This is a genomic window from Streptomyces sp. NPDC048566, assembly GCF_043199735.1.
Lineage (GTDB): Bacteria > Actinomycetota > Actinomycetes > Streptomycetales > Streptomycetaceae > Streptomyces.
In genome coordinates this window covers 408,498-432,174 of the sequence record NZ_JBICWL010000002.1, presented here as the reverse complement: position 1 = coordinate 432,174, position 23,677 = coordinate 408,498, and the positions used below count along the sequence as shown (strand labels likewise).

Below are 23,677 nucleotides of genomic sequence, written 5' to 3'. Positions count from 1 at the left end.
GCCCGTGGCCGGCGCGGGCCCTGCCCCGGGACGCGGAACGCCCGGTGGGACGACCGGGCCCCGGCGGGGTGCGGTCGGAACCGCGGCCCGCGGCCTGCCCGGCCTCCTCGCCGAACCCCGGGGCGGCGGGCTCACGGCCACCACCAGGAGCACGTGGTTCCGTATCCCGGTACCGCGGCCGAGCGCACCGCCGTCGCGCACCGGCAGCGGGGGCGGGCTCGGGACCCGCTCCGTCACCCGCCCCGCGGGGCACGCCGGGCGGCGCCGGCCAGCGCCGCACCGAGCCGCGACGGGGCCTGGACCATGGACGGGCCGTACCAGGTGAGCATCCGGCCGTCGACGAGGGCGCAGGGCAGTCCCGGGAAGGCCTCGGGACCGTCGTCGGGGGTGAAGCGGTACGGCTCGTCGGGCAGCACGACGAGATCGGGGGCGTCGGCCGTCAGCCGGTCCAGCGGAACGCGCGGGTAGCGGTCCGCGTGCGCGGCGTACACGTTGTCGATGCCGAGCCGGGCGAGGACGTCACCCGCGAAGGTGTCCCGGCCGAGCACCATCCACGGCCGCCGCCACACGGGCACGACCGCGCGGCGGCGGGGCGCGGGCGCGGGCGGGCGGGCCCAGGCGTCCTCCGCCGCGTCCAGCCAGCGAGGGCGGGCGCGGGCCCCGCAGGCGGTGAGCACCCGGTCGAGCTCCCGGAGGGCTCCGGGCACGTCCCGCACCTCGGTCACCAGCACCTCGACACCGGCCCTGCGCAGGGCGGCCAGATCGGCCTCCCGGTTCTCCTCCTCGTTGGCGAGGACGAGGTCGGGCGCGAGCGCGGCGACGGCGGCGACGTCCGGGTTCTTGGTGCCGCCGATCCGGGCGACGGCGAGGTCCGCGGGGTGGGTGCACCAGTCGGTGGCGGCGACGAGAGCGCCCGGCAGCGACACCGCCACCGCCTCGGTGAGCGAGGGCACGAGCGAGGCCACGCGCGGGCCGGCGGCCCGCCGCCTCCCCGGCGCGGGGGCGTCCGCCGCGGGCGGTGCCACCGGTCAGCCCCTGCCGAGGCGGTGCCGGTCCTCCACCGCGTCGATGTGGTCGGGCACCTCCACGACGATCACGCGGGTGTCCGGCACGGTGGCGCGCCAGCGGTGCCGGACTCCGCCGCTCAGATGGAGGGTGTCGCCGCGTCCCAGGCGATGGGCGCGGCCCTCCGCCTCCACCTCAACGGCGCCGTCGCACACGTACATCAACTTGTCGTTGCGGTGCTGGAGTTCGCGTCCCTCGTCGTGGTCGCCGGTGAACTCGGTGGCGTGCAACTGGTGGAGACCGCGGACCAGGGGCCGCACCTGCCCGCCCGCCTCGGGAGGGAACTCGGCACCCGCCTCGGCGCGCACCACGTCGACACTGCACGCCGGGTCGGCCGCGGCGAGCAGGTCGGCGGCGGTGGTGTCGAGCGCTGCGGCGACCCGCTCCAGGGAGCTTCTGCTGGGCCGCGCCCGTTCGTTCTCCACCTGGCTGAGGAAGGGGACGGACAGGCCGCTGCGTTCGGCCACGACGGAGAGGGTGAGGCGCAGTGCGCGGCGCCTTCGCCGTACCGCCGCGCCCACCCGCAGCGGTTGGTCTTTGTGGTCGCCCATGGCTCCGGCACCCTCCCTCGTCCCGTCGGTCCGCGGGCCGTCCGGTTTTCGGCCCGCTCGTCCTGCCGAGTTCTCTGCACCCTACGCAGGTTCGGCAAACCGTTTCATGCACCCGTCACATCCCCGTCACGCTGAGGGAGTGCGAGGGTTACAGTTCGCGCCAGACGTGAGGGGGCGCGCCCCCGGGCGCGCGACCCCCGCCGCGGGAGGGAGGCGCCGCGGTGCCGGCCGGGCCGCCTCCCCGGGGCCCGGCCCGCGCGATGCGCCGGGCCCGGGCCGCGGTCGCCGGCGCCCGCGAGCGGACGGACCGGGGCGTTCCGTCGTCCGGAGTTGTCCGGATCTCTCCTCGCACGCCAGTACGCGGCCGGGCCGGGGCGTCGCCCGCGTGTGCGGCAGGAGGGCGCGGCGGGAGCACGGGCGGCGGCGCGGGCCGGACGGCGGGACCCGCCCGGCGGGCGGCCGGAAAACGCCGAGGAGTGGCCCTCGCCCCACGGGTCGTGACCCGTGCGACGTGGACCACCCCTCGGGGTGAACCGTTCACCGCCCTCCGGAGGGGGTGAACCGTGCGGCGCCTACTGCGGAGTCATCCGCTGGACCATGTCCGGGTGCTCCTTGAGCCACGCGGACACGGCGTCCTCCTCGTGACCCTGCCCGCGCTGCTTGATCTCGGCCTCCAGGCTGCCGAGTTCGTCCTCGCTCATCGTGAAGTTCTTGATCCACTCGGTGAGCTGCGGGTACCGGCCGGGGAACTTCTTGCTGGAGATGGTGCGGATCGTGTTGCCCTCGCCGAACAGCTTCTTGTCGTCGGCGAGCTTGGTGAGCTTGTACTCGCTGTAGGCCCAGTGCGGCGACCACAGGACGACGGCGACCGGCTTCTTCTTGGCGTACGCGCGCTTGAGTTCCGCCAGCATCGCCGGCGTCGACCCGTCGACGACCTTGTACTCCTTGTCCAGGCCGTAGCCCGGCAGCACCTTCTTCTTGAGGATGTTCATCTCACCGGTGCCCGGCTCGATCCCGATGATCTTCCCGCCGAAGGTCTTCGACTTGCCCTTGAGATCGGCGAGGGACTTGACGTCCTTCACGTACGAGGGGACCGCGATCTCCAGGGAGGTCGGCTTGTACCAGGTGCCGAGATCGTTCAGGTCGTCCTTGTGCTTGTCCCAGTAGTTGGACTGGGCGTAGGGAAGCCAGGCGTCGAAGTTGAGGTCGAGGTCGCCGGAGGCGAGGCCGGTGTAGACCGGGCCGACGTCCATCTGCTTCAGGTTGAGCGTGTAGCCGCGGCGGGCGAGCACGTTCTTCCAGAGGTAGGTGACGGCGACGTCCTCGTCCCAGGGGAACCAGGCGACGTCCAGCGCGCGCTTGGCCTCGGCGGGCGTGGCGGAGGCGCTCTCGACCGGGGCCAGCTTGTCGACGACGCCCGGGTTCTTCTTCAGCCAGGCGCGCACGGCGTCCTGCTGCTTGCCCTTGCCCACCTTGTTGATCTCGGCCTCGAGGTCGGTGAGCTGCTTCTCCGTCATCTTGAAGTTCTTCAGCCACCGGCCGACGACCGGGTTGTCCTGCGCGAAGCCCTTGCGGGACAGCGTGTGCACGCCGTCGCCCTTGCCCCAGGCCCCCTTGGGGTCCTTGAGCTTCTTGAGCTTGTAGTCGCTGTAGGCCCAGTGCGGCGACCACAGGGTCGCGACGATCGGCTTCTGCTTGGCGTAGGCCCGCTTCAGCTCGGCCAGCATCGCCGGCGTGGAGCTGTCGACGACCTTGTACTCCTTGTCGAGCCCGTACTCCTTGAGCACCTTGCTCTTGAGCAGACCCATCATGCCGGCGCTGGACTCGATGCCGGTGATCTTGCCGTCGAAGAGGTCGGCCTTGCCCTTGAGGTCCTCCAGGGAGTCGATGCCCTTCATGTAGGCGGGCACCGACAGCTCCAGGGAGGTCGGGCCGTACCAGGAACCGAGGTCGTCGAGCTGCTTGCCGTACTTCTTCCAGTACTGGGCGTGCGTGGTCGGCAGCCAGGAGTCGGTCTCGAAGTCGACGTCGCCCTGCGCGAGGGAGGTGTAGAGCGGTCCGGCGTCGAACTGCTTGACGTCGACCTTGTAGCCGCGCTCCTCCAGGACCTCCTTCCAGAGGAAGGTGGAGGCGACGCCCTCGTCCCAGGGGATGTAGCCGATGGTGACCTTCTTGCCCTTGCCGACGTTCTCGCCGTCGGCGGCGGTGGAGGTCGCGCCCGCGCCACCGAAGACGCCCATGCCGCCCGCGACCAGGGCGAGGACGACGACGCCCACCACGGCGACGGCCGGACGGGGGCGGTAGGACCAGATCTTCAGGCCCTGCGCGGCGCGCAGCTTGGCGGCGGCACGGCGGCCGAGCGGCGAGACCTGCGTGCCCAGCGCGCTGGTCATGCGGTCCAGGTAGATGGCGAGGATGACGATCGCGACGCCGGCCTCGGAGCCGAGACCCACGTTCAGCTGGCCGATGGCCTCGTTGACGTCGCCGCCGAGGCCGCCGGTGCCGACCATGCCGGCGATGGCGGCCATGGACAGCCCCAGCATGATCACCTGGTTGACGCCCGCCATCACGGTGGGCAGCGCCAGCGGCAGCTGGATGCGCAGCAGGGTGGCGCGCGGGGTGGTGCCGAAGGCGTCGGCGGCCTCGACCAGGTCGCCGTCGACCTGCCGGATGCCCAGCTCGGTCATGCGGACGCCGGGGGCCAGCGCGAAGATCAGGGTGGCGACGATGCCGGCGGGGGCACCGGTGCCGAAGAAGAGGATGGCCGGGATGAGGTAGATCATCGCGGGCATCGTCTGCATGAAGTCCAGGACCGGCCGGACGATGCCGCTGACCCGGTCCGAGCGCGCCGCCCAGATGCCCACGGGCACGGAGATCACCAGGGCGATCAGCGTGGCCACGAGGACGAGTGAGAGGGTCATCATCGCGTCCTCCCACAGTTCGAGGGAGTCGATGAACGCGAAGCCGGCGAACGCGAGGACACCGGCGGACGTGCCGCGCAGCCAGAACGCGATCACGGCGAAGATGCCGGCCAGCAGGAGGGGCTGGGGCGCCTGGAGGACCGCGTTGATCCCGTCGTAGGTGCCCGAGAAGACGGTCTTGAGGAAGTCGAAGAGCCACGACATGTGGTTCAGCAGCCAGTCGACCGCGTCGTTGACCCAGTCGCCGAAGGGGATCCTAGGCACCGGCCGTCACCTCCTCGCCGCGCGGGCTCGGACACTGCTCGGGCGCGCCCTGCTCGTCTCCGAGGAAGCCGACCAGGCGCTGCCGGGGGACGACGCCGACGAGGGTGTTCGTCTTGTCGACCACCGCGACCGGGTGCGAGAGCCGGGCGCTGATCGCGCACAGGTCCACGAAGGAGGTGTCCGTCGTGGCGGTCTCGCAGTCGCAGTCGGCCTCGTCGCCGCGTATCGCCGTGTCCATGACGGCGCCCGCGGTCAGCACGCGCGAGCGGTCGACGTCCTGGGTGAAGGAGGCGACGTAGTCGTCGGCGGGCCGGACCAGGATGTCCTCGGCGGTGCCGATCTGGACGATGCGGCCGTCGCGCATGACGGCGATCCGGTCGCCCAGGCGCATGGCCTCGTTCAGGTCGTGGGTGATGAAGACGATGGTCTTCTTCAGCTTCTTCTGGAGTTCGATCAGCTGGTCCTGCATGTCCCGGCGGATCAGCGGGTCGAGGGCGCTGAACGACTCGTCCATGAGGAGCAGGTCGGCGTCGGTGGCGAGCGCACGGGCGAGCCCCACGCGCTGCTGCATGCCGCCGGACAGCTCGTCGGGCCAGGACTTCTCCCAGCCGGCCAGCCCGGCCAGTTCGAGGGCCTTGGCCGCCCGCTCGCGGCGCTCGGCCGCGGGGACGCCCTGGACCTCCAGGCCGTAGGCGGCGTTCTCCAGCACGCTGCGGTGCGGGAACAGCGCGAAGTGCTGGAACACCATGCTGATCTTGTGGGAGCGAACCTCGCGCAGGTCGCGGTCGCTGAGCGCGGTCAGGTCCTGCCCGTCGAAGCGCACGTGCCCGGCCGTCGGCTCCAGCAGTCCGTTGAGCATGCGCAGCAACGTGGACTTGCCGGATCCGGACAGGCCCATGACGACGAAGATCTGGCCCGGCTCGACGGTGAAGGACGCGTCGACCACGGCGGCGGTGGTGCCGTCGGCGCGCAGTTCGTCGCGGTCGACTCCGTCACGAAGCCGCTCCACGGCCGCTTCTGGTCGTCTGCCGAACACCTTGTACAGATGATCGGCCTCAAGCCTGGATGACACGGGGTGCCTCTCGGTCGGACAGGGGAACCGGCTGAACGAGGGCCTACGGGGTTCCCGACAACGGACGACGGTTGAAGGAACAACCGACTTCGCTCAGAGGCGGCGCCTGCCCACGCTTGCACAAGGCAAACGTGGGAGTGCTCCAGGTCACTGTCGGTGCGTTACGGCATGATGCGATGCGTGACACAGCCCACTCGACGCCTCATGCTCCTCGACACCGCCTCGCTCTACTTCCGCGCCTACTTCGGCGTGCCGGAGTCCGTCCGCGCCCCGGACGGCACGCCGGTGAACGCGGTGCGCGGCCTGCTGGAGTTCATCGACCGCCTGATCCGCGACCACCGCCCCGACGACCTGGTGGCCTGCATGGACGCGGACTGGCGCCCGCGGTGGCGGGTCGACCTGATCCCGTCCTACAAGGCGCACCGGGTGGCGGCCGAGACCCCGGCCGGCCCGGACGAGGAGGAGGTGCCGGACACCCTCTCGCCGCAGGTGCCGGTGATCGAGGCGGTCCTGGACGCGCTGGGGATCGCGCGCGTGGGGGTCGTTGAGTACGAGGCGGACGACGTGATCGGCACCTTCGCCGGCCGCGCCACCGGCCCGGTCGACATCGTCACCGGCGACCGCGACCTCTACCAGCTCGTCGACGACCGGCGCGGGGTGCGCGTGCTGTACCCCCTCAAGGGCGTCGGCACCCTCCAGGTCACGGACGAGTCCTGGCTGCGCGAGAAGTACGGCGTGGACGGCCCCGGGTACGCCGATCTGGCGCTGCTGCGCGGCGACCCGAGCGACGGCCTGCCCGGGGTGCCGGGGATCGGGGAGAAGACGGCGGCCAAGCTGCTCGCCGAGTTCGGCGACCTGACCGGGATCATGGCCGCGCTCGACGACCCGAAGGCGAAGCTGACCCCCTCGCAGCGCAAGCGCCTGCACGAGTCGCGGCCCTACATCGCGGTGGCTCCCACGGTGGTGAAGGTGGCCGGCGACGTCCCGCTGCCCGCGGTGGACACGGCGCTGCCCCGCACCCCGCGCGACCCGGGGGCCCTGGACGAGCTCGCGGCGCGCTGGGGCCTCGGCGGTTCGCTGCAGCGCCTCCTCGCCACCCTGGAGGCGTAGCGGAGGGCCTCCCGGCATAGCCGGAACCGCGTCGCGCATAGGTACGGCCGACCAAGGAGTGCTAACTTAGGCAAGCCTAACTATGTTGACCTGGAGGCAGTCATGGCAGAGCGTCCGGCACGCAGGACCAGGAAGCCGCACTCCGCGACGGTGGTCCGCACCGAGCGGCTGACCCCGCACATGCAGCGGGTGGTGCTGGGCGGCGAGGGCCTCGCCGACTTCACCGCGGGCACCTGCACGGACCACTACGTGAAGCTGCTGTTCGGTGCCGAGGGGGTCACCTACCCGGAGCCCTTCGACGTGGAGCGCATCCGCGCGGAGTTCCCGCGCGAGCACTGGCCGGTGACGCGCACCTACACGGTGCGCGCCTGGGATCCCGAGGCGCGCCGCCTCACCCTGGACTTCGTGGTGCACGGAGACGAGGGGCTCGCCGGGCCCTGGGCCCTGCGGGCCGAGCCCGGCGAGGTCGTCCACTTCATGGGCCCGGGCGGCGCCTACGCTCCCGACACCGAGGCGGACTGGCACCTGTTCGCCGGGGACGAGAGCGCGCTGCCGGCCATCGCGGTCGCCCTGGAGTCGCTGCCCGACGGCGCCGAGGTCCGCGCCTTCGTCGAGGTCTCCGGCCCGGAGGAGGAGCAGAAGATCGACTCCGACGCCGAGGTCGTCTGGCTGCACCGCGGGGACCGGCCGGTGGGCCGGGCCCTCGTCGAGGCGGTACGGGATCTGGAGTTCCCGGAGGGCCGGGTGCACGCCTTCGTCCACGGCGAGGCGGGCTTCGTCAAGGAACTGCGCAGCCTGCTGCGCGTCGAGCGGCAGATCCCGCGCGAGGACCTGTCCATCTCCGGCTACTGGCGCCTCGGCCACAACGAGGACGGCTGGCAGGCATCGAAGCGCGAGTGGAACGCCCAGGTGGAGGCGGAGCAGGAGAAGCCGTCCTGACCTCCCGGCCCGGTGCCGCGCGGCGCCCGCCGCGCCCGCCCGGGGCGGTCCGCCTCGTACGCTGGGCGGGGTGAGACGCAAGCGCGGGATTCCGCCCTCTCCCCTCCCCCAGCGGCACGGGGTCGACGCCGTACGCATCCGCCTGCCGTGGCAGGGGGGCTGGGCCACCGTGCGGGACCACCTGGTGGAGCGGCTCGCCGCAGGGGGCGGGGTCGTCGACGCGATGTTCGCCGAGGGGCTGTTCGTCGGGGAGGGCGGTCTGCGGCTGACGGCCGAAACCGCCTACGAGCCGGGCATGTTCGTGTGGTTCCACCGGGAGCTGCCCGACGAGGAGCGGGTGCCCTTCCCGGTGGACGTGGTGTACCGCGACGAGCACATCGTCGTCGCCGACAAACCGCACTTCCTCGCCACCACCCCGCGCGGCAGCCATGTGGCCGAGACCGCCCTCGCGCGGCTGCGCCGGGAGCTGGACCTGCCCGAGCTGGGCGCGGCGCACCGGCTGGACCGGCTGACCGCGGGTCTCGTGCTGTTCACCGTGCGGCCCGCCGAACGCGGCGCGTACCAGTCGCTGTTCCGCGACCGGCTGATCGGCAAGGAGTACGAGGCGGTGGCTCCCCACGTCCCCGGTCTCGCCCTGCCGCGCACGGTGCGCAGCCGCATCGTCAAGGAACGCGGGGTTCCGGCGGCGCGGGAGGTGCCGGGCCAGCCGAACGCGGTCACCCGGGTGGAACTCGCCGAACACCGGGACCGGCTCGGCCGCTACCGGCTGACGCCGCGCACCGGGCAGACCCATCAGCTCCGCGTCCACATGAGCGCGCTGGGCGTGCCACTGCTCGGGGATCCGCTGTACCCGGAGGTGACCGGGCCGGTGCCGGCCGGCGACTTCCGGCGTCCGCTGCAACTGCTCGCGCGGGTGCTGGAGTTCACCGATCCGGTCACCGGACTCGATCATCGCTTCGTCAGCGGGCGGGAGCTGGAGGCGTGGTCCGCCTTCGGCGCCTGGTCGGCGGGGGCGGCCGGGGGCCGGTGAGGGCCGTGGATCAGTAGCCGCGCCACCAGCGCAGCAGGCGCTGCCAGGCACCGGGCCGGTGTTCGGGCCCGGGGGCCGCCGCGGTCCGCTCGGGCACCGGCCGGGGATCGGGCGCGGCGGGCGCCGCACCCTCACCGCCGACCTGCCATTCGGGCCGCTGGACGGGCAGGGCGCGGACGGAGGGGCGCTGCATGACGTCCTGCGGCGGCCGGGGCTGGAAGCGTACGGGCAGGTCCACCAGGTGGCGGGAGGACATGGAGCCGCGCCAGCGCAGCTCGCTCTCGGCGCAGTCGAGTTCGACGTCGGGCAGCCGCAGCAGCAGCGCGTCGACGCCGACGTCGGCGATGGCGCGGCCGATGTCCTGGCCGGGGCATTCGTGGGGGCCTCCGCCGAAGGCGAGGTGGGAGCGGTTGCCCTGCATGTTGGCGGCGAGGTCCGGACGGACCCGGGGGTCGATGTTGCCCGGCGCGATGCCGAACAGGAGCCCGTCGCCCTTGCGGATGCGCTGACCGCCGAGCTCCGTCTCCTGCTTGGCGAAGTAGCCGAGGACGGCGCTGAACGGCGGCTCGTTCCAGAGGGACTGCTCGACGGCCTCCGGCACGGTCATCTGGCCGCCGTTGAGCTGGGCGCGGAACCGCGGGTCGGTGAGCACCATCCGCAGCACGTTGGCGATGAGGTTGGCGGTGGCCTCGTAGGCGGCGAGGAGGACGAGCCGCAGGTGCTGGGCGACCTCGTCGTCGGTCAGCCGGGCGGGGTGCTCGACGAGATGGCTGGCGAAGTCGTCCTCGGGCCGGGCGCGGCGGCGCGCGGTGTGCTGGACGAGCACGTCCATGACGTACTCGTTGCTGGCGATGGCGGTGTCGGTGCCCTTGAGGAGGTCGCGGGTGGCGTGCACCATGCGGTCGTTGTAGTCCTCGGGCATGCCGATGATCTCGCAGAGCACGGACATCGGGAGGTGCTCGGCGAACTGGGCGACCAGATCGGCCTCGCCGCGCTCGCAGAACGCGTTGACCAGCCGCTGGGTGGCGCGGTTGATGTAGCGGCGCAGGCTGCGGAAGTCGATGGTCGACATGGCGCCGGTGACGGCACCGCGCAGCCGCAGGTGTTCGTCGCCCTCGGCGTGCGAGCAGATGGGCTGCCAGGCGATGTGCGGGGCCAGCGGGTGGTCCTCGCCCGCCGTGCCGTCCTGGACGGCCGTCCACAGCCGGCTGTCGCGGGCGAAGTGCGAGGGCGTGCTCACCATGTGCAGGTTCTCGCCGTGCCCGAGGACGACCCAGATCGGCACGTCGTCGTGGAGCAGTACGGGGGCGACGGCGCCGTGCTCGGCGCGGAGCTTCTCGTACAGGGCGCCGAGGTCCTCCGCCTCGGGGCCGTAGAGGCGGCGCAGCCCGCCCGGCCCCGTTCCGTGGGCGGGGCAGCCGGGCGGCGGTCCGGACAGCGGTTCTTCCGTACCGGTTGGGGAGTGGGGTTCAGGCGTCACGGTGATCGCTCCGAAGCTGAGGGAGGACGGACGAGGGGGTGGCGTCGGGGTGCCGGCGGGCCGGACCGGGCGGCGGCCCGTCGCCGGAGGCGGGCGGCCCGGTGCTCCCGCGCGGGATCGGGGTGCCGGCCGCGGGCCGCGGTGCCGCCGCCGCGGGGCTCAGGCGTGCGACGAGGTCATCGCCAGCGCGTGCAGGAACCGCATGAGGGTCATCAGGGTGTCCCGGCTCGACGCTCTGCGCCGCGCGTCGCACTTCACGATCGGGACCTCCTCGGGCAGGTCGAGGGCGGCCCGCAGGTCCTCGACGGGGTAGCGCGGCGCGTCGGGGAAGTCGTTCACCGCGACGACGAACGGCACACCGCGTTCCTCCAGGCGGCCGATGACGTCGAAACTGACCTCCAGCCGGCGGGTGTCGATCAGCACCACGGCGCCCAGCGCGCCCTCGAACAGCCCGTTCCAGAGGAACCAGAAGCGTTCCTGTCCGGGGGTGCCGAAGAGGTAGAGCACCAGCTGGTCGGTGATGGAGATGCGGCCGAAGTCCATGGCCACGGTGGTGGCCGTCTTGGTCTCGGACCCGTAGTTGTCGTCGATTCCGATGCCGGCCTGCGTCATGGTCTCCTCGGTCGTCAGCGGTTTGATCTCGCTGACGGAGCCCACCATGGTCGTCTTGCCGACTCCGAAGCCGCCCACGATCACGATCTTGACCGCCGCCTGCGTGGTGTGCGGGAGGTGGTCCTCGGCGCGAGGGCCCGTGATGGTGTCAGAGCTTTTGAAGTCCATGCATCACCGCTTCGAGGAGGGAACGGTCGGGGAGCGCCTGGCGGACGATCGGGGCGCGCGCCTGCACCAGTTCGGCCGCCAGCAGCTCGGTGAGCAGGACGGTCACCACGCTGAACGGCAGGTTGAGATAGGCCGAGAGCTCGGCCACGGACAGCGGGGCCCGGCACAGCCGCAGCAGGGCGGACTGCTCCGGCGCGATGGCCGGGGGCGGGGACTCGTCGCGCGCCACGACGAGGGTGACCAGGTCGAGTTCGGCCCGGTCGCCGCCCTCGCCGCCCCCGGTGAGCACGTAGAGGCGCTCGGGGTTCTTCGGCTTGCCCTCCCCGTCCTCCCCCGCGGGCCCGTCCGGGCCCGCGGGGGGTACGTCCGGGGCGGGTCGGGGAGGGTCGTCCTGGCGCCCGCGCCGCCGGCGTTGCGGAGGCGTCATACGGTCTGCCCGTTGCGCCGCGGCGGGCTGGTCAGATGGGCGCCGATCCGGACGACGAGGTCGCGCATGCGGTTGCTCATCAGTCCGGGTTCCGCCGTCTGGTTGGCGAGCACGGCGAGGTAGGCGTTGGGGCCGGCCGACATCAGGTAGAAGTAGCCGCCGTTGATCTCGATGATCACCATCCGCATCCGGCCGTCGCTGCCGGGGATCTCACCCGCCATGGCGCCCGCCAGGCTCTGCAGGCCGGCGCAGGCCGCCGCGACGCGGTCGGCGGCGTCCGGGTCGCCGCCGTAGCGGGCGATGCGCAGCCCGTCGGCGGAGAGCACCACGATCTGTCGGATGCCCGGCACTCCGTCGGCGAGATCCTTGAGCATCCAGTCGAAGTTGGCGCGCTGCTGGATCACTTGGGGTCCCCCTCGTCGTCGCCCTCCGCAGGGGCGGCCTGCTGGTTGTCCGTGCTGAGGGCGGCCGGGTCCGGATCGCCCTTGAGGCCGTTCATGAACGCCTCGACCCACAGGCCCGGTTCGGGCTCCTTCTCGGCCGGTTCGGGCTCGAGCCGTGCCCACGACGGCCCGGTGCCGGCGGCCTCCGCGGCCTCCAACTCCCGCGCCTCGGCGATGCGCTGGCTGAGCGGCACCTTCACCCGGCTGCGCCGCTGGGGCAGCCCGTTCGGCGTCCACTCCGTGACGACCGGCACGTCGTCCTCACGGGGGTCGCGCGGGTCGCCGCTCGACGAGGGCACCCGGGGGCCGGTGGTCGGGCGGCGCTTCTTGGGCTTGCGGGCGGGAGCCTCGACGCCGCCGGTGTCGATGCCGGTCACCGAGGTGGCACCGATGCCGTGCGCGAGCCCGGGGGCGAAGTCGGTGGTGAGCATGTCGCGCGGGGCGACGAGGACGGCGCGGACACCGCCGTAGGCGGACTGCCGCAGCGAGATCTGCATGCCGTACATCTGGGCGAGACGGCCGACGACGGCCATGCCGAGCCGGGGCGCCTGGCCCATCACGTTCGGGTCGACGCCGGCGGCGGCCAGCCTGAGCAGTTCCTCGATCTTGCCGCGGGACTCGTCGCTGAGGCTGACGCCGCCGTCCTCGATCTCGATGGCGACGCCGGTCTGCACCTCGATGGCGGTGACGTGCACCTTGGTGTGCGGCGGCGAGTAGCGGGTGGCGTTGTCGAGGAGTTCGGCGAGCGCGTGGATGAGCGGTTCGACGGAGACGCCCTTGACGGCCACGTCGACGATGTTGTGCAGCTCGATGCGCCGGTACTCCAGGATGCGCGACATGGCGCCGCGCAGCACGCTGAACAGCGGTACGGGCTCGGGCCACTGGCGGCCGGGACGGCCTCCGCCGAGCACGGCGATGGAGTCGGCGAGACGGCCGATCAGCGCGGTGCCGTGGTCGATGCGCAGCAGGTCGTCGAAGACCTCGGGGTTGCGCCCGTGGTCCTCCTCCATCTCGCGCAGTTCGTTGTTCTGCTGGTGGACGATGGCCTGCACCCGCCGGGCGATGTTGACGAAGGAGCGTTGCGCCGCGTCGCGCATCGACTCCTCGGTGTCGACGATCTTGAGCAGCTTCTTCAGCAGGTCCTTCTGCGACTGAGGCAGTTCGCGCAGTGCGGCGTCGTCGCGGCCCAGGGTGCGCACCACTTCGGACGGGGAGTCCCCGCCGTGCAGCCGGTCGAGCGCGTACGGGACGATCTCCTCGGTGAAGTGGACGATCTCCTGGTCGTGCGCGGCGATGCGCTGCTCCAGCACCGCGGTCCGGCGCGCGAAGTCGGCCCGCTGCTCCCGGCCGGCCCGGCCGCGCCGGACGGCTTCGCCGCCGACGGCGATGACCAGCAGGGTCGCGAAGCCGCCGCACAGGGCGACGGCGAACCGGGCGGGCTCCGTGACCAGGGCGACGGCGGCGCCGGTGGCCGCCGCCATCAGTATGGCGGGCAGCAACAGCACGCGCGCGTAGGGAAGTTCACGGTCACCGGGAGGCGATTGAACACTCACCATGTATGCCCTCTGAGACGGGTCGACTGGGGGGTGGGGGACGTTTGCGGGGGAATCGGCACGGAACGGCATGACCAAACGGCATCTTCGGAACTTTTGGGAACAAGCGCACGAATACATCCCAACTCGGTGCGCTGCGGGCGAGCTTAGTCCGACCGGATCATCGCCGTGTCATATTCGGCAAGCACCTGAAATGGCCCACGAGGCTGGAGTAGCCTCGGCTGCATTTGCACGCTGAGCCCTCCTTCGCACACGGTGCGTGACGGCGAACGGGAGTGCGGGACCCACCGCGCCCGGGGGTGGCACAGGGGGCCGCGGGCGCGCGGAGACCTCCGCGGCGCCTTCTCTCAAGGTCTCGCCGCCGGACAGGGGCGGAGCGGCGGGGAGATGTGTCGACGAGGAGATGCCGCGGGCCGTCGCCGGTCACGGCGTCGCGCCGCCGGTCGCGTCACCCGTGCCGGTGACAACCTCCCGCGCGCCGGGCCGGTGCGGACCGGGGCGACCGGTCCGTACGGCGGAACACCGAACGGACCGGCGGGCGCACGAGCCCTGTCGGCACCGGTGCGGAGCCGGGGGGCGCAGCACCCCGGGGGCGGTCAGCCCACCGAGGAGTAGGCGACGACGCCGCGCAGCAGGGCGTCGACGGCCTTGCGCGCGTTCTTCGCGACCGTGGAGGCACCGCCGCCCGAGACGGGGGCCGCCGCGGCGATCTGCCCGAGGACGTCGATGACCTGCTTGCACCAGCGCACGAAGTCGCCCGCCGGCATCTCGGCCTCGCGGAGCACCTCGTCGAGGCCCTTCCCGGACGCCCACTGATGAGCGGCCCAGGCGAACCCGAGGTCCGGCTCCCGCTGGCCGACACCCTCGGTCTGGCTGATCCGGAAGTCCTCCTCCAACGCGTCCAGCCGGCCCCAGATCCGGACCATCTCGCCGAGCGCCGCCTTGGCGTTGCCCGACGGCACCTTCGGAGCCATCGCGTCGTCCGCGACCCGCGACTCGTACACCAGCGCCGAGACGCAGGCGGCCAGTTCGGCGGGCGCGAGCCCCTCCCAGACCCCGGCACGCAGGCATTCGCTGGCCAGCAGGTCGAGTTCGCCGTAGAGCCGGGCGAGCCGCTTGCCGTGCTCGGTGACCTCGTCGCCGCGCAGGTAGTCCAGCTCGGTGAGCAGGGCGACGATCCGGTCGAAGGTCCGGGCGATGGTGTTCGTCCGGCCCTCGATCCGGCGCTCCAGCTGCGAGGTGTCCCGTTGCAGCCGGTGGTACCGCTCGGCCCAGCGGGCGTGGTCCTCGCGGTCGTTGCATCCGTGGCAGGGGTGGGCGCGGATCTCCGTGCGCAGCCGGGCGATCTGCCGGTCGTCGGCCGCCTCGGACCGCCTCTTGCGGTGCCGTTCGGGGACGATGTGGCCGGCCTTGGTGCGCAGCGCGGACGCCAGGTCCCGGCGGGACTGCGGGGAGCGGGCGTTGAAGGACTTGGGGATGCGCATACGGTCGAGCGCCTCGACCGGGACCGGGAAGTCCATCGAGGCGAGCCGCTTGACCTGCCGCTCGGCGGTGAGGACGAGCGGGCGGGGGCCGTCGTGCTGCTCGAAGCCCCGGTGGCCGTTGGACCGGCCCGCGGGCAGGCCGGGGTCGAGGACCAGCGCGAGCCCCGCGTACTTGCCGGTCGGCACGTGGATCACATCGCCCGGCTTCAGCTTCTCCAGGGCCACGGCGGCCTCCGCCCGGCGCACCGACGCTCCCTGCCGGGCCAGCTCGGTCTCGCGCTCCTTCAGCTCGCGGCGCAGCCGCATGTACGCGTCGAAGTCCCCGAGGTGGCAGGTCATGGACTCCTTGTAGCCCGCCAGCCCCTCCTCGTTGCGCTGCACCTGCCGGGAGATCCCGACCACCGACTTGTCGGCCTGGAACTGGGCGAAGGACGTCTCCAGCAGCTCGCGCGACCGGTGCCGCCCGAACTGCTCGACCAGGTTGACCGCCATGTTGTACGACGGCTTGAAACTGGACCGCAGCGGATAGGTGCGGGTGCCCGCGAGTCCGGCGAGGTGCTCGGGGCTGAAGCCGCGCTGCCACAGCACGACCGCGTGTCCCTCGACGTCGATCCCGCGCCGGCCGGCCCGCCCGGTCAACTGGGTGTACTCGCCGGGGGTGATGTCGGCGTGCTGCTCGCCGTTCCACTTGACGAGCTTCTCCAGCACCACCGAGCGGGCGGGCATGTTGATGCCCAGGGCGAGGGTCTCCGTGGCGAACACGGCCTTCACCAGGCCGCGCACGAAGAGTTCCTCGACGACCTCCTTGAAGGTGGGCAGCATGCCCGCGTGGTGCGCGGCGATCCCGCGCTCCAGGCCCTCCAGCCACTCGTAGTAGCCGAGGACGTGGAGGTCCTCGTTCGGGATCGAGGCCGTGCGCTCCTCGACGAGTTCGCGGACCTCGGCGCGCGCCGCGTCGTCGTTCAGCCGCAGCCCGGCGTAGAGGCACTGCTGGACGGCGGCCTCGCAGGCGGCGCGGCTGAAGATGAACGTGATGGCGGGCAGCAGGCCCTCGGCGTCGAGCCGTTCGATGACCTCGGGGCGGCCCGGCGTCCAGATGCGCGAGCGCTGCCTGCGCTCCCGCTCCCGGTCGGCCTCGCGCATCGCCCGGCCGCGCCTGCGGTCCTGGTAGGACGGGCGGCTGGCCTCCATCCGCGCCATGCGGGTGAGGTCGGGGTTGACCGCCTTGCGCTGGCCCTCGCCCTCCTCGAACAGGTCGTACATCCGCCGTCCGGCGAGCACGTGCTGGAACAGCGGGACGGGCCGGTGCTCGGAGACGATCACCTGGGTGTCGCCGTGCACCGTGTCGAGCCAGTCGCCGAACTCCTCCGCGTTCGACACGGTCGCCGACAGCGACACCAGCGTCACCGACTCCGGGAGGTGGATGATCACTTCCTCCCAGACGGCGCCGCGGAAGCGGTCGGAGAGGTAGTGCACCTCGTCCATCACCACGTACCCGAGGCCGAGGAGGGTCTGCGAGCCCGCGTACAGCATGTTCCGCAGCACCTCGGTGGTCATGACGACCACCGGTGCCTCGGAGTTGACGCTGTTGTCCCCGGTGAGCAGGCCGACCTTGTCCGCGCCGTAGCGCCGGCACAGGTCGGCGTACTTCTGGTTGGAGAGCGCCTTGATGGGGGTGGTGTAGAAGCACTTCCGGCCCTGCTGGAGGGCGAGGTGGACGGCGAACTCGCCGACGATCGTCTTGCCGGAGCCGGTGGGCGCCGCCACCAGCACCCCCTTGCCCGCCTCCAGTGCCTGGCATGCCTCGATCTGGAAGGGGTCGAGGCCGAAGTCGTACATCTCGCGGAACGGGGCGAGTGCGGTGGCCTGCTCGGCAGCGCGCCTGCGTGCTGCCGCGTACCGCTCGGCCGGTGAGAGGTCCTCTGTCATCGTGCCTTCGAGACTACCGGGAGCCACTGACATGGGGACGATCATTATCCGGATCGAAGGCGGCGAAACCTCCGGTCCCCGCAGCTCAGGCACCCGCGACGCGCACGGCTCCCGGTACGCACCGCGCGCTCAGCGGCAGCGGACCCAGCGGCTCCCCGTCCGCGTACCCCGTGACGTCGCCGGCGACGAGTTCCACGCGGGCGGCGCGGTGCACGGTGACCACCGGGTGATCGACGTGCGTGCCCCGGTAGACCTTCGGGAACACCGTGAGCAGCGTGCCCCGGCCGCAGCTTCCCACCACGGTCACGTCGAAGAGCCCGTCGGCGAGGTCCGCCTTGGGGCAGATACGCATGCCGCCGCCGTACGAGGTCCCGTTGCCGACCGCCACCAGGGTCGCCTCGATCTCCCGGGTCGCGCCGCCGTCGAGGGTCAGGCGGAAGGCCGAGGGCCGGAAGGCGGCCAGTTCGGCGAGCAGGGCGACGTCGTACCGGAACCGGCCGAGCGGCAGCCGCATCCGGTTGCCGCGGTCGTTGACCCGGGAGTCGAAACCGGAGGCGAGGACGGTGGCGAACCAGGTGGAGCCGGCGCGGCCGAGGTCGACGGCGCGCAGCCGGTCCTCCGTCAGGGCGCCGGCCGTCCGCCGGGCCGCGGTCGACGGGTCGCCGAGAGGCAGGCCGAGGGCGCGCGCGAAGTCGTTGCCGGTGCCCGCCGGGATCAGCCCGAAGGGGGTCGCGGTGCCGGCCACGGCCTGGAGGGCGAGGCTCGCCATCCCGTCGCCGCCGACCGCGACGAGCGCCCCGGTCCCGGCCGCGACGGCCGCGCGGGCCCGGGCGAGCCCGTCCGCGGCGTCCGCTCCGAGCACGGTCCGGACGGAGAATCCGGCGGCCCGGAACGCGGAAGCGGCCGGCGGCGCCGCACGGGCGCCCCGGCCGCGTCCCGCGGTGGGGTTGACGAAGAGGGTGATCTCGCCGCTCACAGGGTGACCCTACGAGGTCCGCAGCGGCGTCAGGTCACGTCGTCATAACCGTTGACCCGCTCCGTCGTCGCCTGCCCGGGCAGGGCGCGGCCCGCCGTCACCGCCTCGGTCTCCCCGATGTCCTCGGGCGTGAGGTCGAGCTCGGACGCCTCGTCGTCGGCGGGGCCCTCCTCGTCACGCCGGCGCTTGCGCCGGTCGTTGATGAGCGAGAAGGCGGTGGCGAGGAAGTACAGGACCCAGATGGGCCCGGCCAGCGCCAGCATGGTCAGCGGGTCGGTGCTGGGCGTGGCGACGGCCGCGAAGACCGTGATGCCCATGATCATGCCGCGCCACCAGCCGAGCATGCGCTTGCCGGAGAGCACGCCGGTCAGGTTCAGCATGACCAGCAGCAGCGGCAGCTCGAAGGAGAGCCCGAACACGAGCACCATGCGGGTGACCAGGTCCAGCAGCTCGTCGAGCGGGAGCTGGTTGTCCAGGTCGGCCGGAGAGAAGCCGAGCAGGACCGTGGCCATCGTCGGCAGCGTCTTGTACGCGAAGAAGGCGCCGCCGAGGAACAGCGGTACGCCGGTGCCCACGAAGGCGAGGGCGTAGCGCCTCTCGTTGCGGTGCAGGCCCGGCACGATGAACGCCCACAGCTGGTAGAGCCAGACCGGCGACGCGAAGATCACGCCGGCCATCAGGGAGACCTTGAGCGCGAGGGTGAAGGGCGTCAGCAGACCGTTGAGCACGATGCGGGCGCAGGTACCGCTCCGCTGCTGGGCCAGGTCCGTGAAGCTGGCCTTGCATCCCACGGCGTCGAGGATCGGGTTCGTGAAGAACTCGATGATGTTCTTGTAGTAGAAGGCGGCGACGATCGTGACGACGACGATCGCCAGGACGGCCTTCGCGAGCCGGTTGCGAAGCTCGCGAAGGTGCTCCGCGAGGGGCATCCGCCCCTCGGGGTCCTTCTCCTTCGTGCGGGCAGACCTGGGCAACCCACATCCTCATCTCGTGCGGCGGGCCGGACGCGTCCGGCCCTGCGTCAGCGCTTGGTCGTCGTGTCCGTCGGCTCGCTGACCGGGCGCGAGCTGGTCACGTCGCCGGGGGCCGCCTGGATGGTGCGCTGCGCGGGGGGCTGCTCGTCGGTGTTCGGCGGGCCGGCGGGGGCGGGGTTGCTGCCCTCGTCCTTCATGGCCTTGGCCTCGCTCTTGAGGATGCGGGCGGACTTGCCGAGCGACCGCGCCATGTCCGGAAGCTTCTTCGCGCCGAACAGCAGGACGATGACGACGAGGATGAGAATGATCTCGGGAGCTCCGAGCCTTCCGAACATAAGTCTTTACCTTCTCACCGAGGCTGCATGGTCGGGGTGCTGTCCGAACGGTCGGACTCGTGTCCGATCGTCGTGTCGGCAGCGATCGTAACGCTCAGGGGTGAACGCGGGGCAATCCCTGTGCGTACTCCCAGTTCGCGGTCCGCGCCTCGTTATCCGGACCGCGACCTTGAGCCTACCTGGCCAGGGCACGAAGGTGACAGGGCGAAGTGACTCATTGCGCAACCATGGAACGACTCACACCGTATCCATGGACCGCGCCGCTCCTTCCGCGGCCCGTTCCAGGTCACCGGCGGCGCGGTCGATGCGGCTCGCCGCCCGGGCTACCTGCCGTCCGAGACGCTCCGCTTCCACGAAGACACGGACGGCGAGCACCCCGAGCACGGCGATACCGAGGAACCCCACCGCGATCGCAAACATCGGCCAGAACATGACGCCGACCCTAGACGGTCGAGTGCAGCCGCAGGGTGCGCACCCCGCCGCCGGTGAGCAGCTCCACGATCCGCTCCCCCGCCGGCTTGCGGACGGCCGAGCCGCACTCCGGGCAGGTGAACGAGTAGAAGGTGGTGCGGCTGCTGGCGCCGATGGCCAGCCGCAGCGCACCGGGGGTCAGCTCGAAGCCGGCCCGGCAGTCGGGGCAGGCGGCCTTGAACATGACGTCGACCACCCGCCTCATCCCGGCGAAGGCGGTCACGACCGACATCTCGGCGGTCCCCGCGCCCGTCCCCGGCGCGGCACCCGGTGTGCGCATCGCGCCCCGCGCCTCCCGCGCACCCGTCGTCGGCGTCGTGCTCACAGCTGCTGCTCCCGCCTCTCGTCCGCCGCGTCCCGGACCTCCGCGCGCGCCTCGGGCGCGTCGTAGGCGGCGAGCGCCTCGCGCGCGGCGCGGCGGGCGCTGTCCGCGAGCTCCGGCGGCGCGACGATCCGGCCGTCGCCGCCCAGGCGCAGGGCCAGGCGCCGCAGCGACGCCGGGTCGGGGGTCCGCAGGGTGATACGCAGCCCGCCGTCCGGCAGATCGACGGCGCTGTCGTGCGGGTAGTACTCGGCGACCCAGCGCCCGGCCGGACCGACCTCGACGATCACCTCGGGGTCCTCGGCGGCCGGCTGCACGAGGCCCTCGGAGAGGTCCCGCAGCTCGATCTCGGGCGGGGCGGAGGGCTCGTCGAGGATGCGGATCTCGGCGACCCGGTCGAGCCGGAAGGTGCGGCGCGCCTCGGAGCGGCGGCACCAGGCCTCGACATAGGTGTGGCCGACGCTGACCAGGCGGATCGGGTCGATCTCGCGCTCGCTCAGCTCGTCACGGGAGGGCGAGTAGTAGCGGATCCACAGGCGGCGGCGCTCGGCGATGGCCCGGTCGACGTCGGCGAAGACGCCGCCCTCGGACTCGAAGGTCACCGAGAGGCGGGCACTGGCGCCCGCCGCCTCGCCCGCGGCGGCCTCGACCTTGGCGGTGGCCCGCAGCAGGGCCTGCCGGTCGCCCTCGCGCAGCCCGGGGAGGGTGGAGACGGCGCGGGCGGCGACCAGGAGCGCGGTCGCCTCGTCGGCTGCCATCCGCAGCGGCGCGGCCACGTCGTCGGGGTTGTGCCACCAGATCCGCTCGCCGTCGGTGTCGATGTCGAGCAGGTCGCCGCCGCGGAAGCTGGTGCCGCACAGGGGCAGCACGTCGAGGTCGGAGATCAGCTCGTCCTCGGAGATCCCGAAGGCGCGGGCGACGTCGCCGACACGGGCGCCCGGGCGCTCGCGCAGATAGGTCACCAGGGAGAGCATGCGCCGCGTCTGGTCGATCGCGTTCGTGGGCCTGGCCGGTCGTGCTGGCATCGTCGTGCGTCCCCCTCAGCCCTTGGCCACGGCGCGCAGCCGGTCGACCACGTCGGCCCGCAGCTCGGCGGGCTCCACCACCACCACGTCGGGCCCGAACTCGACGAGCCAGGCGTCCAGTCCGTGCCCGTACGGAATCTCCAACTCGTCCCAGCCGTCTCCCAGTTCCCGGACGGAGGCGGCCTTGGCGCGCAGCGGGTAGCCGGCGCCGGAGCGCAGCCGGATCAGCGCGGAGCGGTCGGCGATCTCCCCGGCCCAGCCGGCCACCGTCTCGCGCACGGTGACGACGTCGGGCACCTCGGCGGTGTAGCGCCCGGACCGGGTCCGGACCTTGCCGGTGATCCGGGAGAGCCGGAAGACGCGCTCGGCGCCGCGGTCGCGGTCCCAGCCCGCGAGGTACCAGTGACCGCGCCAGCACTCAAGGGCCCACGGTTCGACGTGCCGGGTCCCGGGGTGCGCGGCGGTGGCCTTGCGGTAGTCGAAGACGACCGGCCGACGGTCGCGGCAGGCCAGCATCAGCGGTTCGAAGGCGGCCTCGTGGACGGGAATGTGCGGCTCCAGGGCACCGAAGGAGCCGTACGGGTCGACGTCCTCGGGCAGCCCGGCGGCGCGCAGCTTGTGCAGGGCTCCGCTCGCGGCTCCGGCCAGCCGGGCCTGCTGCCAGACCTTGGCGGCCAGCCCGAGGGCCGCGGCCTCCTCGGCGTCGAGGGTGACGGGCGGCAGGCGGTTGCTGTCGCGGCGGGCGAGGTAGCCGATCTCGCCGTCGAGGTTCTCGACGGTCTCGATGACCAGGCCGAGTTCGCGCAGGTCGTCCTTGTCGCGCTCGAACATCCGGTTGAAGGAGTCGTCCGATCCGGCTTCCAGATAGGCCTCGACGGACTCGCGGAGTTCGCGCTTGCTGAGCGGCCGCCGCGTACCGAGCAGGCACAACGCGAGGTTCATCAGCCGCTCGGCCTTGGCAATGGCCATCGACGCCCTTCCCTATGGTGCTTCCGACCGTTGACCGTACCGCTCCGGCGCGGCGGGACAAAAGCCGAGGGCCCATGCCCGGACGGGCATGGGCCCCTGGTGATCGGGTCCGGTCCGGTGTGATCAGACTCCGAGCAGGTCGACCACGAAGATCAGCGTCTCACCGGGCTGGATCGCCGGGGTCGGGCTCTGGTTGCCGTAGGCGAGGTGGGCGGGGATGGTCAGCTGGCGCCGGCCGCCGACCTTCATCCCCTGCACGCCCTGGTCCCAGCCCTTGATGACGCGGCCGCCGCCGAGCGGGAAGCGGAACGGGGAGTTCCGGTTCCAGCTGGCGTCGAACTCCTCGCCGGTGCTGAAGGCCACGCCCACGTAGTGCACCGTGACGGTCTGTCCCGCCTCGGCCACGGGGCCGTCGCCCTCCCAGATGTCCTTGATCTCGAGGTCCGCCGGGGGCTCGCCGCCCGGGAAGTCGATCTCGGGCTTCTCGATGCTCACTCTGTGCTCCTGCTGTGTGTGCGTAAAGGCAACGCCGAACAGTCTGACATCCCCGGAGGTCACATCTTCGCCAGGATGTCCACCGAGAACACCAGGGTCGAGTCCTTCTTGATGTCGCTGCCGCTCGGCGGGTTGTCGCCGTAGCCCAGCTTCGGCGGGATGACGATGAGGACGCGGCTGCCGACCTTCTTGCCGGTGAGACCCTGCGCCCAGCCCTTGACGACCTGCTGGAGCGAGAACGACGTCAGCTGCCCCCGGCTGTAGGTGGAGTCGAACTCCTTTCCGCCGTCCCACAGCACGCCCTTGTACTGCACCAGGACGCTGCTGTCCGCCGCGACCTCCTCGCCGTCGCCCTCGATGACGTATTCGGCCACGAGCTTCGTCGGCGCGTCCCCCTTCGGCACGTCGATGGAGGGTGCCTTGCCGTCGGTGTTGGTGCCGACCTTCGGCAGCGCCGCGTCGCTCTGCGGGACGTCCTTGCCCTTCGCCGAGCTCTTGGCGTTGAACGTCTTCTCGATGTCGACGACGAACACCAGCGTGTCGGTGCCCTTGATGCCCGCCTGCGCGTTGCCCTGCGAGCCGTAGCCCCACGTCGGGGGGACGGCCATCTCGACGCGGCTGCCGGCCTTCTTTCCGACCAGGCCGTAGCGCCAGCCGTCGATGATGCCGCCCTGGGCGAGCTGGATGACCAGCGGCGTCTTGCGGTCGTAGGAGTTGTCGAAGACCTTCGCCGTGGACCACACCTGACCGAGGTAGTTGGCCTGGATGTAGTCGTTCTCCGCGACCGTGGTCCCGTTGCCCGCGATGACCGTCCGGACCGCGAGGTCCTTCGACGGGTCCCCCGAGCCCTTCGCGACGGTCGGCTTCTCCCCGAACTTCGTGCCGGCGGTGATGGCCGGCAGCGGACCGTCCACGATCTTCGGCGGCGGCGGGGCCGACGCGGAAGACGAAGCGGACGGGCTGCTGCTGGACTTGGCCGTGTCGGACTTGCCGTCGTCACCGCACCCGGCGAGTGTGACCAGTCCGGCGGGAACGGCGATGAGGAGTGAGCGTCGGCGCACG

Annotated in this window: 22 protein-coding genes; 3 read left to right on the top strand and 19 right to left on the bottom strand. The window is 72.2% G+C overall.

Annotated elements, in window-relative coordinates:
* Positions 1-233 precede the first annotated feature (233 nt).
* The 4 genes from ACGFS9_RS05750 to ACGFS9_RS05735 all read right to left on the bottom strand — a co-directional run bounded on the left by ACGFS9_RS05750 (position 234) and on the right by ACGFS9_RS05735 (position 5,873).
* The gene (locus tag ACGFS9_RS05750) at positions 234-1,025 is read right to left on the bottom strand and encodes a helical backbone metal receptor (RefSeq protein ID WP_393251052.1); all 792 of its coding nucleotides are present in this window, start codon (positions 1,023-1,025) and stop codon (positions 234-236) included.
* Between the two features lie 3 nt (positions 1,026-1,028).
* On the bottom strand, positions 1,029-1,616 hold the full coding sequence (locus ACGFS9_RS05745; protein ID WP_393251051.1) for a helix-turn-helix domain-containing protein: 588 nt from the start codon (positions 1,614-1,616) through the stop codon (positions 1,029-1,031).
* Between the two features lie 572 nt (positions 1,617-2,188).
* Positions 2,189-4,801 (bottom strand): ABC transporter permease/substrate binding protein, encoded by a 2,613-nt coding sequence (locus ACGFS9_RS05740; RefSeq protein ID WP_393251050.1) that lies wholly within the window; start codon positions 4,799-4,801, stop codon positions 2,189-2,191.
* Positions 4,794-5,873 (bottom strand): glycine betaine/L-proline ABC transporter ATP-binding protein, encoded by a 1,080-nt coding sequence (locus ACGFS9_RS05735; RefSeq protein ID WP_393251049.1) that lies wholly within the window; start codon positions 5,871-5,873, stop codon positions 4,794-4,796. The genes ACGFS9_RS05740 and ACGFS9_RS05735 overlap by 8 nt, the downstream gene beginning before the upstream one ends.
* 171 nt (positions 5,874-6,044) lie before the next feature.
* Here ACGFS9_RS05735 and ACGFS9_RS05730 point away from each other — a divergent pair, with 171 nt between their 5' ends.
* From ACGFS9_RS05730 to ACGFS9_RS05720, 3 genes are all read left to right on the top strand, one after another.
* Positions 6,045-6,983 carry a 5'-3' exonuclease H3TH domain-containing protein gene (locus tag ACGFS9_RS05730; RefSeq protein ID WP_393251276.1) on the top strand — a complete coding sequence of 313 codons (939 nt, stop codon included), beginning with the start codon at positions 6,045-6,047 and terminating at the stop codon, positions 6,981-6,983.
* Between the two features lie 102 nt (positions 6,984-7,085).
* Positions 7,086-7,922 (top strand): siderophore-interacting protein, encoded by an 837-nt coding sequence (locus ACGFS9_RS05725; protein WP_393251048.1) that lies wholly within the window; start codon positions 7,086-7,088, stop codon positions 7,920-7,922.
* Positions 7,923-7,992: 70 nt separating this feature from the next.
* Positions 7,993-8,952, top strand: a complete 960-nt coding sequence (locus tag ACGFS9_RS05720; RefSeq protein ID WP_393251047.1) for an RluA family pseudouridine synthase — start codon at positions 7,993-7,995, stop codon at positions 8,950-8,952.
* Positions 8,953-8,962: 10 nt separating this feature from the next.
* On the opposite strand, the gene ACGFS9_RS05715 is transcribed toward ACGFS9_RS05720, so the two are convergent.
* From ACGFS9_RS05715 to ACGFS9_RS05645, 15 genes are all read right to left on the bottom strand, one after another.
* Positions 8,963-10,432 (bottom strand): cytochrome P450, encoded by a 1,470-nt coding sequence (locus ACGFS9_RS05715; protein WP_393251046.1) that lies wholly within the window; start codon positions 10,430-10,432, stop codon positions 8,963-8,965.
* Positions 10,433-10,591: 159 nt separating this feature from the next.
* The gene (locus tag ACGFS9_RS05710) at positions 10,592-11,212 is read right to left on the bottom strand and encodes an ATP/GTP-binding protein (RefSeq protein ID WP_393251045.1); all 621 of its coding nucleotides are present in this window, start codon (positions 11,210-11,212) and stop codon (positions 10,592-10,594) included.
* The gene (locus ACGFS9_RS05705) at positions 11,193-11,639 is read right to left on the bottom strand and encodes a DUF742 domain-containing protein (protein WP_393251044.1); all 447 of its coding nucleotides are present in this window, start codon (positions 11,637-11,639) and stop codon (positions 11,193-11,195) included. The genes ACGFS9_RS05710 and ACGFS9_RS05705 overlap by 20 nt, the downstream gene beginning before the upstream one ends.
* Positions 11,636-12,043, bottom strand: coding sequence for a roadblock/LC7 domain-containing protein (locus tag ACGFS9_RS05700; protein ID WP_393251043.1), 408 nt, complete (start codon positions 12,041-12,043; stop codon positions 11,636-11,638). The genes ACGFS9_RS05705 and ACGFS9_RS05700 overlap by 4 nt, the downstream gene beginning before the upstream one ends.
* Entirely contained in the window at positions 12,040-13,638 is a 1,599-nt protein-coding gene (locus ACGFS9_RS05695; RefSeq protein ID WP_393251042.1) for a sensor histidine kinase, read from the bottom strand. Before ACGFS9_RS05695 ends, ACGFS9_RS05700 begins: the two co-directional genes overlap by 4 nt.
* Before the next feature lie 593 nt (positions 13,639-14,231).
* Positions 14,232-17,093: a DEAD/DEAH box helicase gene (locus tag ACGFS9_RS05690; protein ID WP_393251041.1), complete on the bottom strand. Its 2,862-nt coding sequence runs from the start codon at positions 17,091-17,093 to the stop codon at positions 14,232-14,234.
* A gap of 40 nt (positions 17,094-17,133) precedes the next feature.
* Positions 17,134-18,024: a diacylglycerol kinase gene (locus ACGFS9_RS05685; RefSeq protein WP_393251040.1), complete on the bottom strand. Its 891-nt coding sequence runs from the start codon at positions 18,022-18,024 to the stop codon at positions 17,134-17,136.
* Between the two features lie 29 nt (positions 18,025-18,053).
* Positions 18,054-18,998 carry a twin-arginine translocase subunit TatC gene (gene tatC, locus ACGFS9_RS05680; RefSeq protein WP_393251039.1) on the bottom strand — a complete coding sequence of 315 codons (945 nt, stop codon included), beginning with the start codon at positions 18,996-18,998 and terminating at the stop codon, positions 18,054-18,056.
* A 47-nt stretch (positions 18,999-19,045) separates the two neighbouring features.
* Complete coding sequence (gene tatA / locus ACGFS9_RS05675; RefSeq protein ID WP_393251038.1) at positions 19,046-19,333, bottom strand: Sec-independent protein translocase subunit TatA; 288 nt, start codon at positions 19,331-19,333, stop codon at positions 19,046-19,048.
* A gap of 237 nt (positions 19,334-19,570) precedes the next feature.
* A complete protein-coding gene (locus tag ACGFS9_RS05670) occupies positions 19,571-19,765 on the bottom strand; it encodes a hypothetical protein (RefSeq protein WP_393251037.1) in 195 nt (64 codons plus the stop codon).
* Positions 19,766-19,775: 10 nt separating this feature from the next.
* On the bottom strand, positions 19,776-20,084 hold the full coding sequence (locus ACGFS9_RS05665; RefSeq protein ID WP_393251275.1) for a hypothetical protein: 309 nt from the start codon (positions 20,082-20,084) through the stop codon (positions 19,776-19,778).
* A gap of 41 nt (positions 20,085-20,125) precedes the next feature.
* Positions 20,126-21,151: a helix-turn-helix transcriptional regulator gene (locus ACGFS9_RS05660; protein ID WP_393251036.1), complete on the bottom strand. Its 1,026-nt coding sequence runs from the start codon at positions 21,149-21,151 to the stop codon at positions 20,126-20,128.
* A gap of 15 nt (positions 21,152-21,166) precedes the next feature.
* Complete coding sequence (locus ACGFS9_RS05655) at positions 21,167-22,120, bottom strand: helix-turn-helix transcriptional regulator (protein ID WP_393251035.1); 954 nt, start codon at positions 22,118-22,120, stop codon at positions 21,167-21,169.
* 123 nt (positions 22,121-22,243) lie between these two features.
* Complete coding sequence (locus ACGFS9_RS05650; protein ID WP_366697397.1) at positions 22,244-22,615, bottom strand: FKBP-type peptidyl-prolyl cis-trans isomerase; 372 nt, start codon at positions 22,613-22,615, stop codon at positions 22,244-22,246.
* 59 nt (positions 22,616-22,674) lie between these two features.
* A complete protein-coding gene (locus tag ACGFS9_RS05645; protein ID WP_393251034.1) occupies positions 22,675-23,676 on the bottom strand; it encodes an FKBP-type peptidyl-prolyl cis-trans isomerase in 1,002 nt (333 codons plus the stop codon).
* Position 23,677 lies beyond the last annotated feature (1 nt).

What these genes read in the sequence shown, in the direction of transcription:
- ACGFS9_RS05745 (WP_393251051.1), bottom strand. Translation starts at nt 1,616, where the DNA reads ATGGGCGACCACAAAGACCAACCGCTGCGGGTGGGCGCGGCGGTACGG.
- ACGFS9_RS05730 (WP_393251276.1), top strand. Translation starts at nt 6,045, where the DNA reads ATGCGATGCGTGACACAGCCCACTCGACGCCTCATGCTCCTCGACACC.
- ACGFS9_RS05725 (WP_393251048.1), top strand. Translation starts at nt 7,086, where the DNA reads ATGGCAGAGCGTCCGGCACGCAGGACCAGGAAGCCGCACTCCGCGACG.
- ACGFS9_RS05710 (WP_393251045.1), bottom strand. Translation starts at nt 11,212, where the DNA reads ATGGACTTCAAAAGCTCTGACACCATCACGGGCCCTCGCGCCGAGGAC.
- ACGFS9_RS05705 (WP_393251044.1), bottom strand. Translation starts at nt 11,639, where the DNA reads ATGACGCCTCCGCAACGCCGGCGGCGCGGGCGCCAGGACGACCCTCCC.
- ACGFS9_RS05695 (WP_393251042.1), bottom strand. Translation starts at nt 13,638, where the DNA reads ATGGTGAGTGTTCAATCGCCTCCCGGTGACCGTGAACTTCCCTACGCG.
- ACGFS9_RS05690 (WP_393251041.1), bottom strand. Translation starts at nt 17,093, where the DNA reads ATGATCGTCCCCATGTCAGTGGCTCCCGGTAGTCTCGAAGGCACGATG.
- tatA (WP_393251038.1), bottom strand. Translation starts at nt 19,333, where the DNA reads ATGTTCGGAAGGCTCGGAGCTCCCGAGATCATTCTCATCCTCGTCGTC.
- ACGFS9_RS05670 (WP_393251037.1), bottom strand. Translation starts at nt 19,765, where the DNA reads ATGTTCTGGCCGATGTTTGCGATCGCGGTGGGGTTCCTCGGTATCGCC.
- ACGFS9_RS05665 (WP_393251275.1), bottom strand. Translation starts at nt 20,084, where the DNA reads ATGCGCACACCGGGTGCCGCGCCGGGGACGGGCGCGGGGACCGCCGAG.
- ACGFS9_RS05660 (WP_393251036.1), bottom strand. Translation starts at nt 21,151, where the DNA reads ATGCCAGCACGACCGGCCAGGCCCACGAACGCGATCGACCAGACGCGG.
- ACGFS9_RS05655 (WP_393251035.1), bottom strand. Translation starts at nt 22,120, where the DNA reads ATGGCCATTGCCAAGGCCGAGCGGCTGATGAACCTCGCGTTGTGCCTG.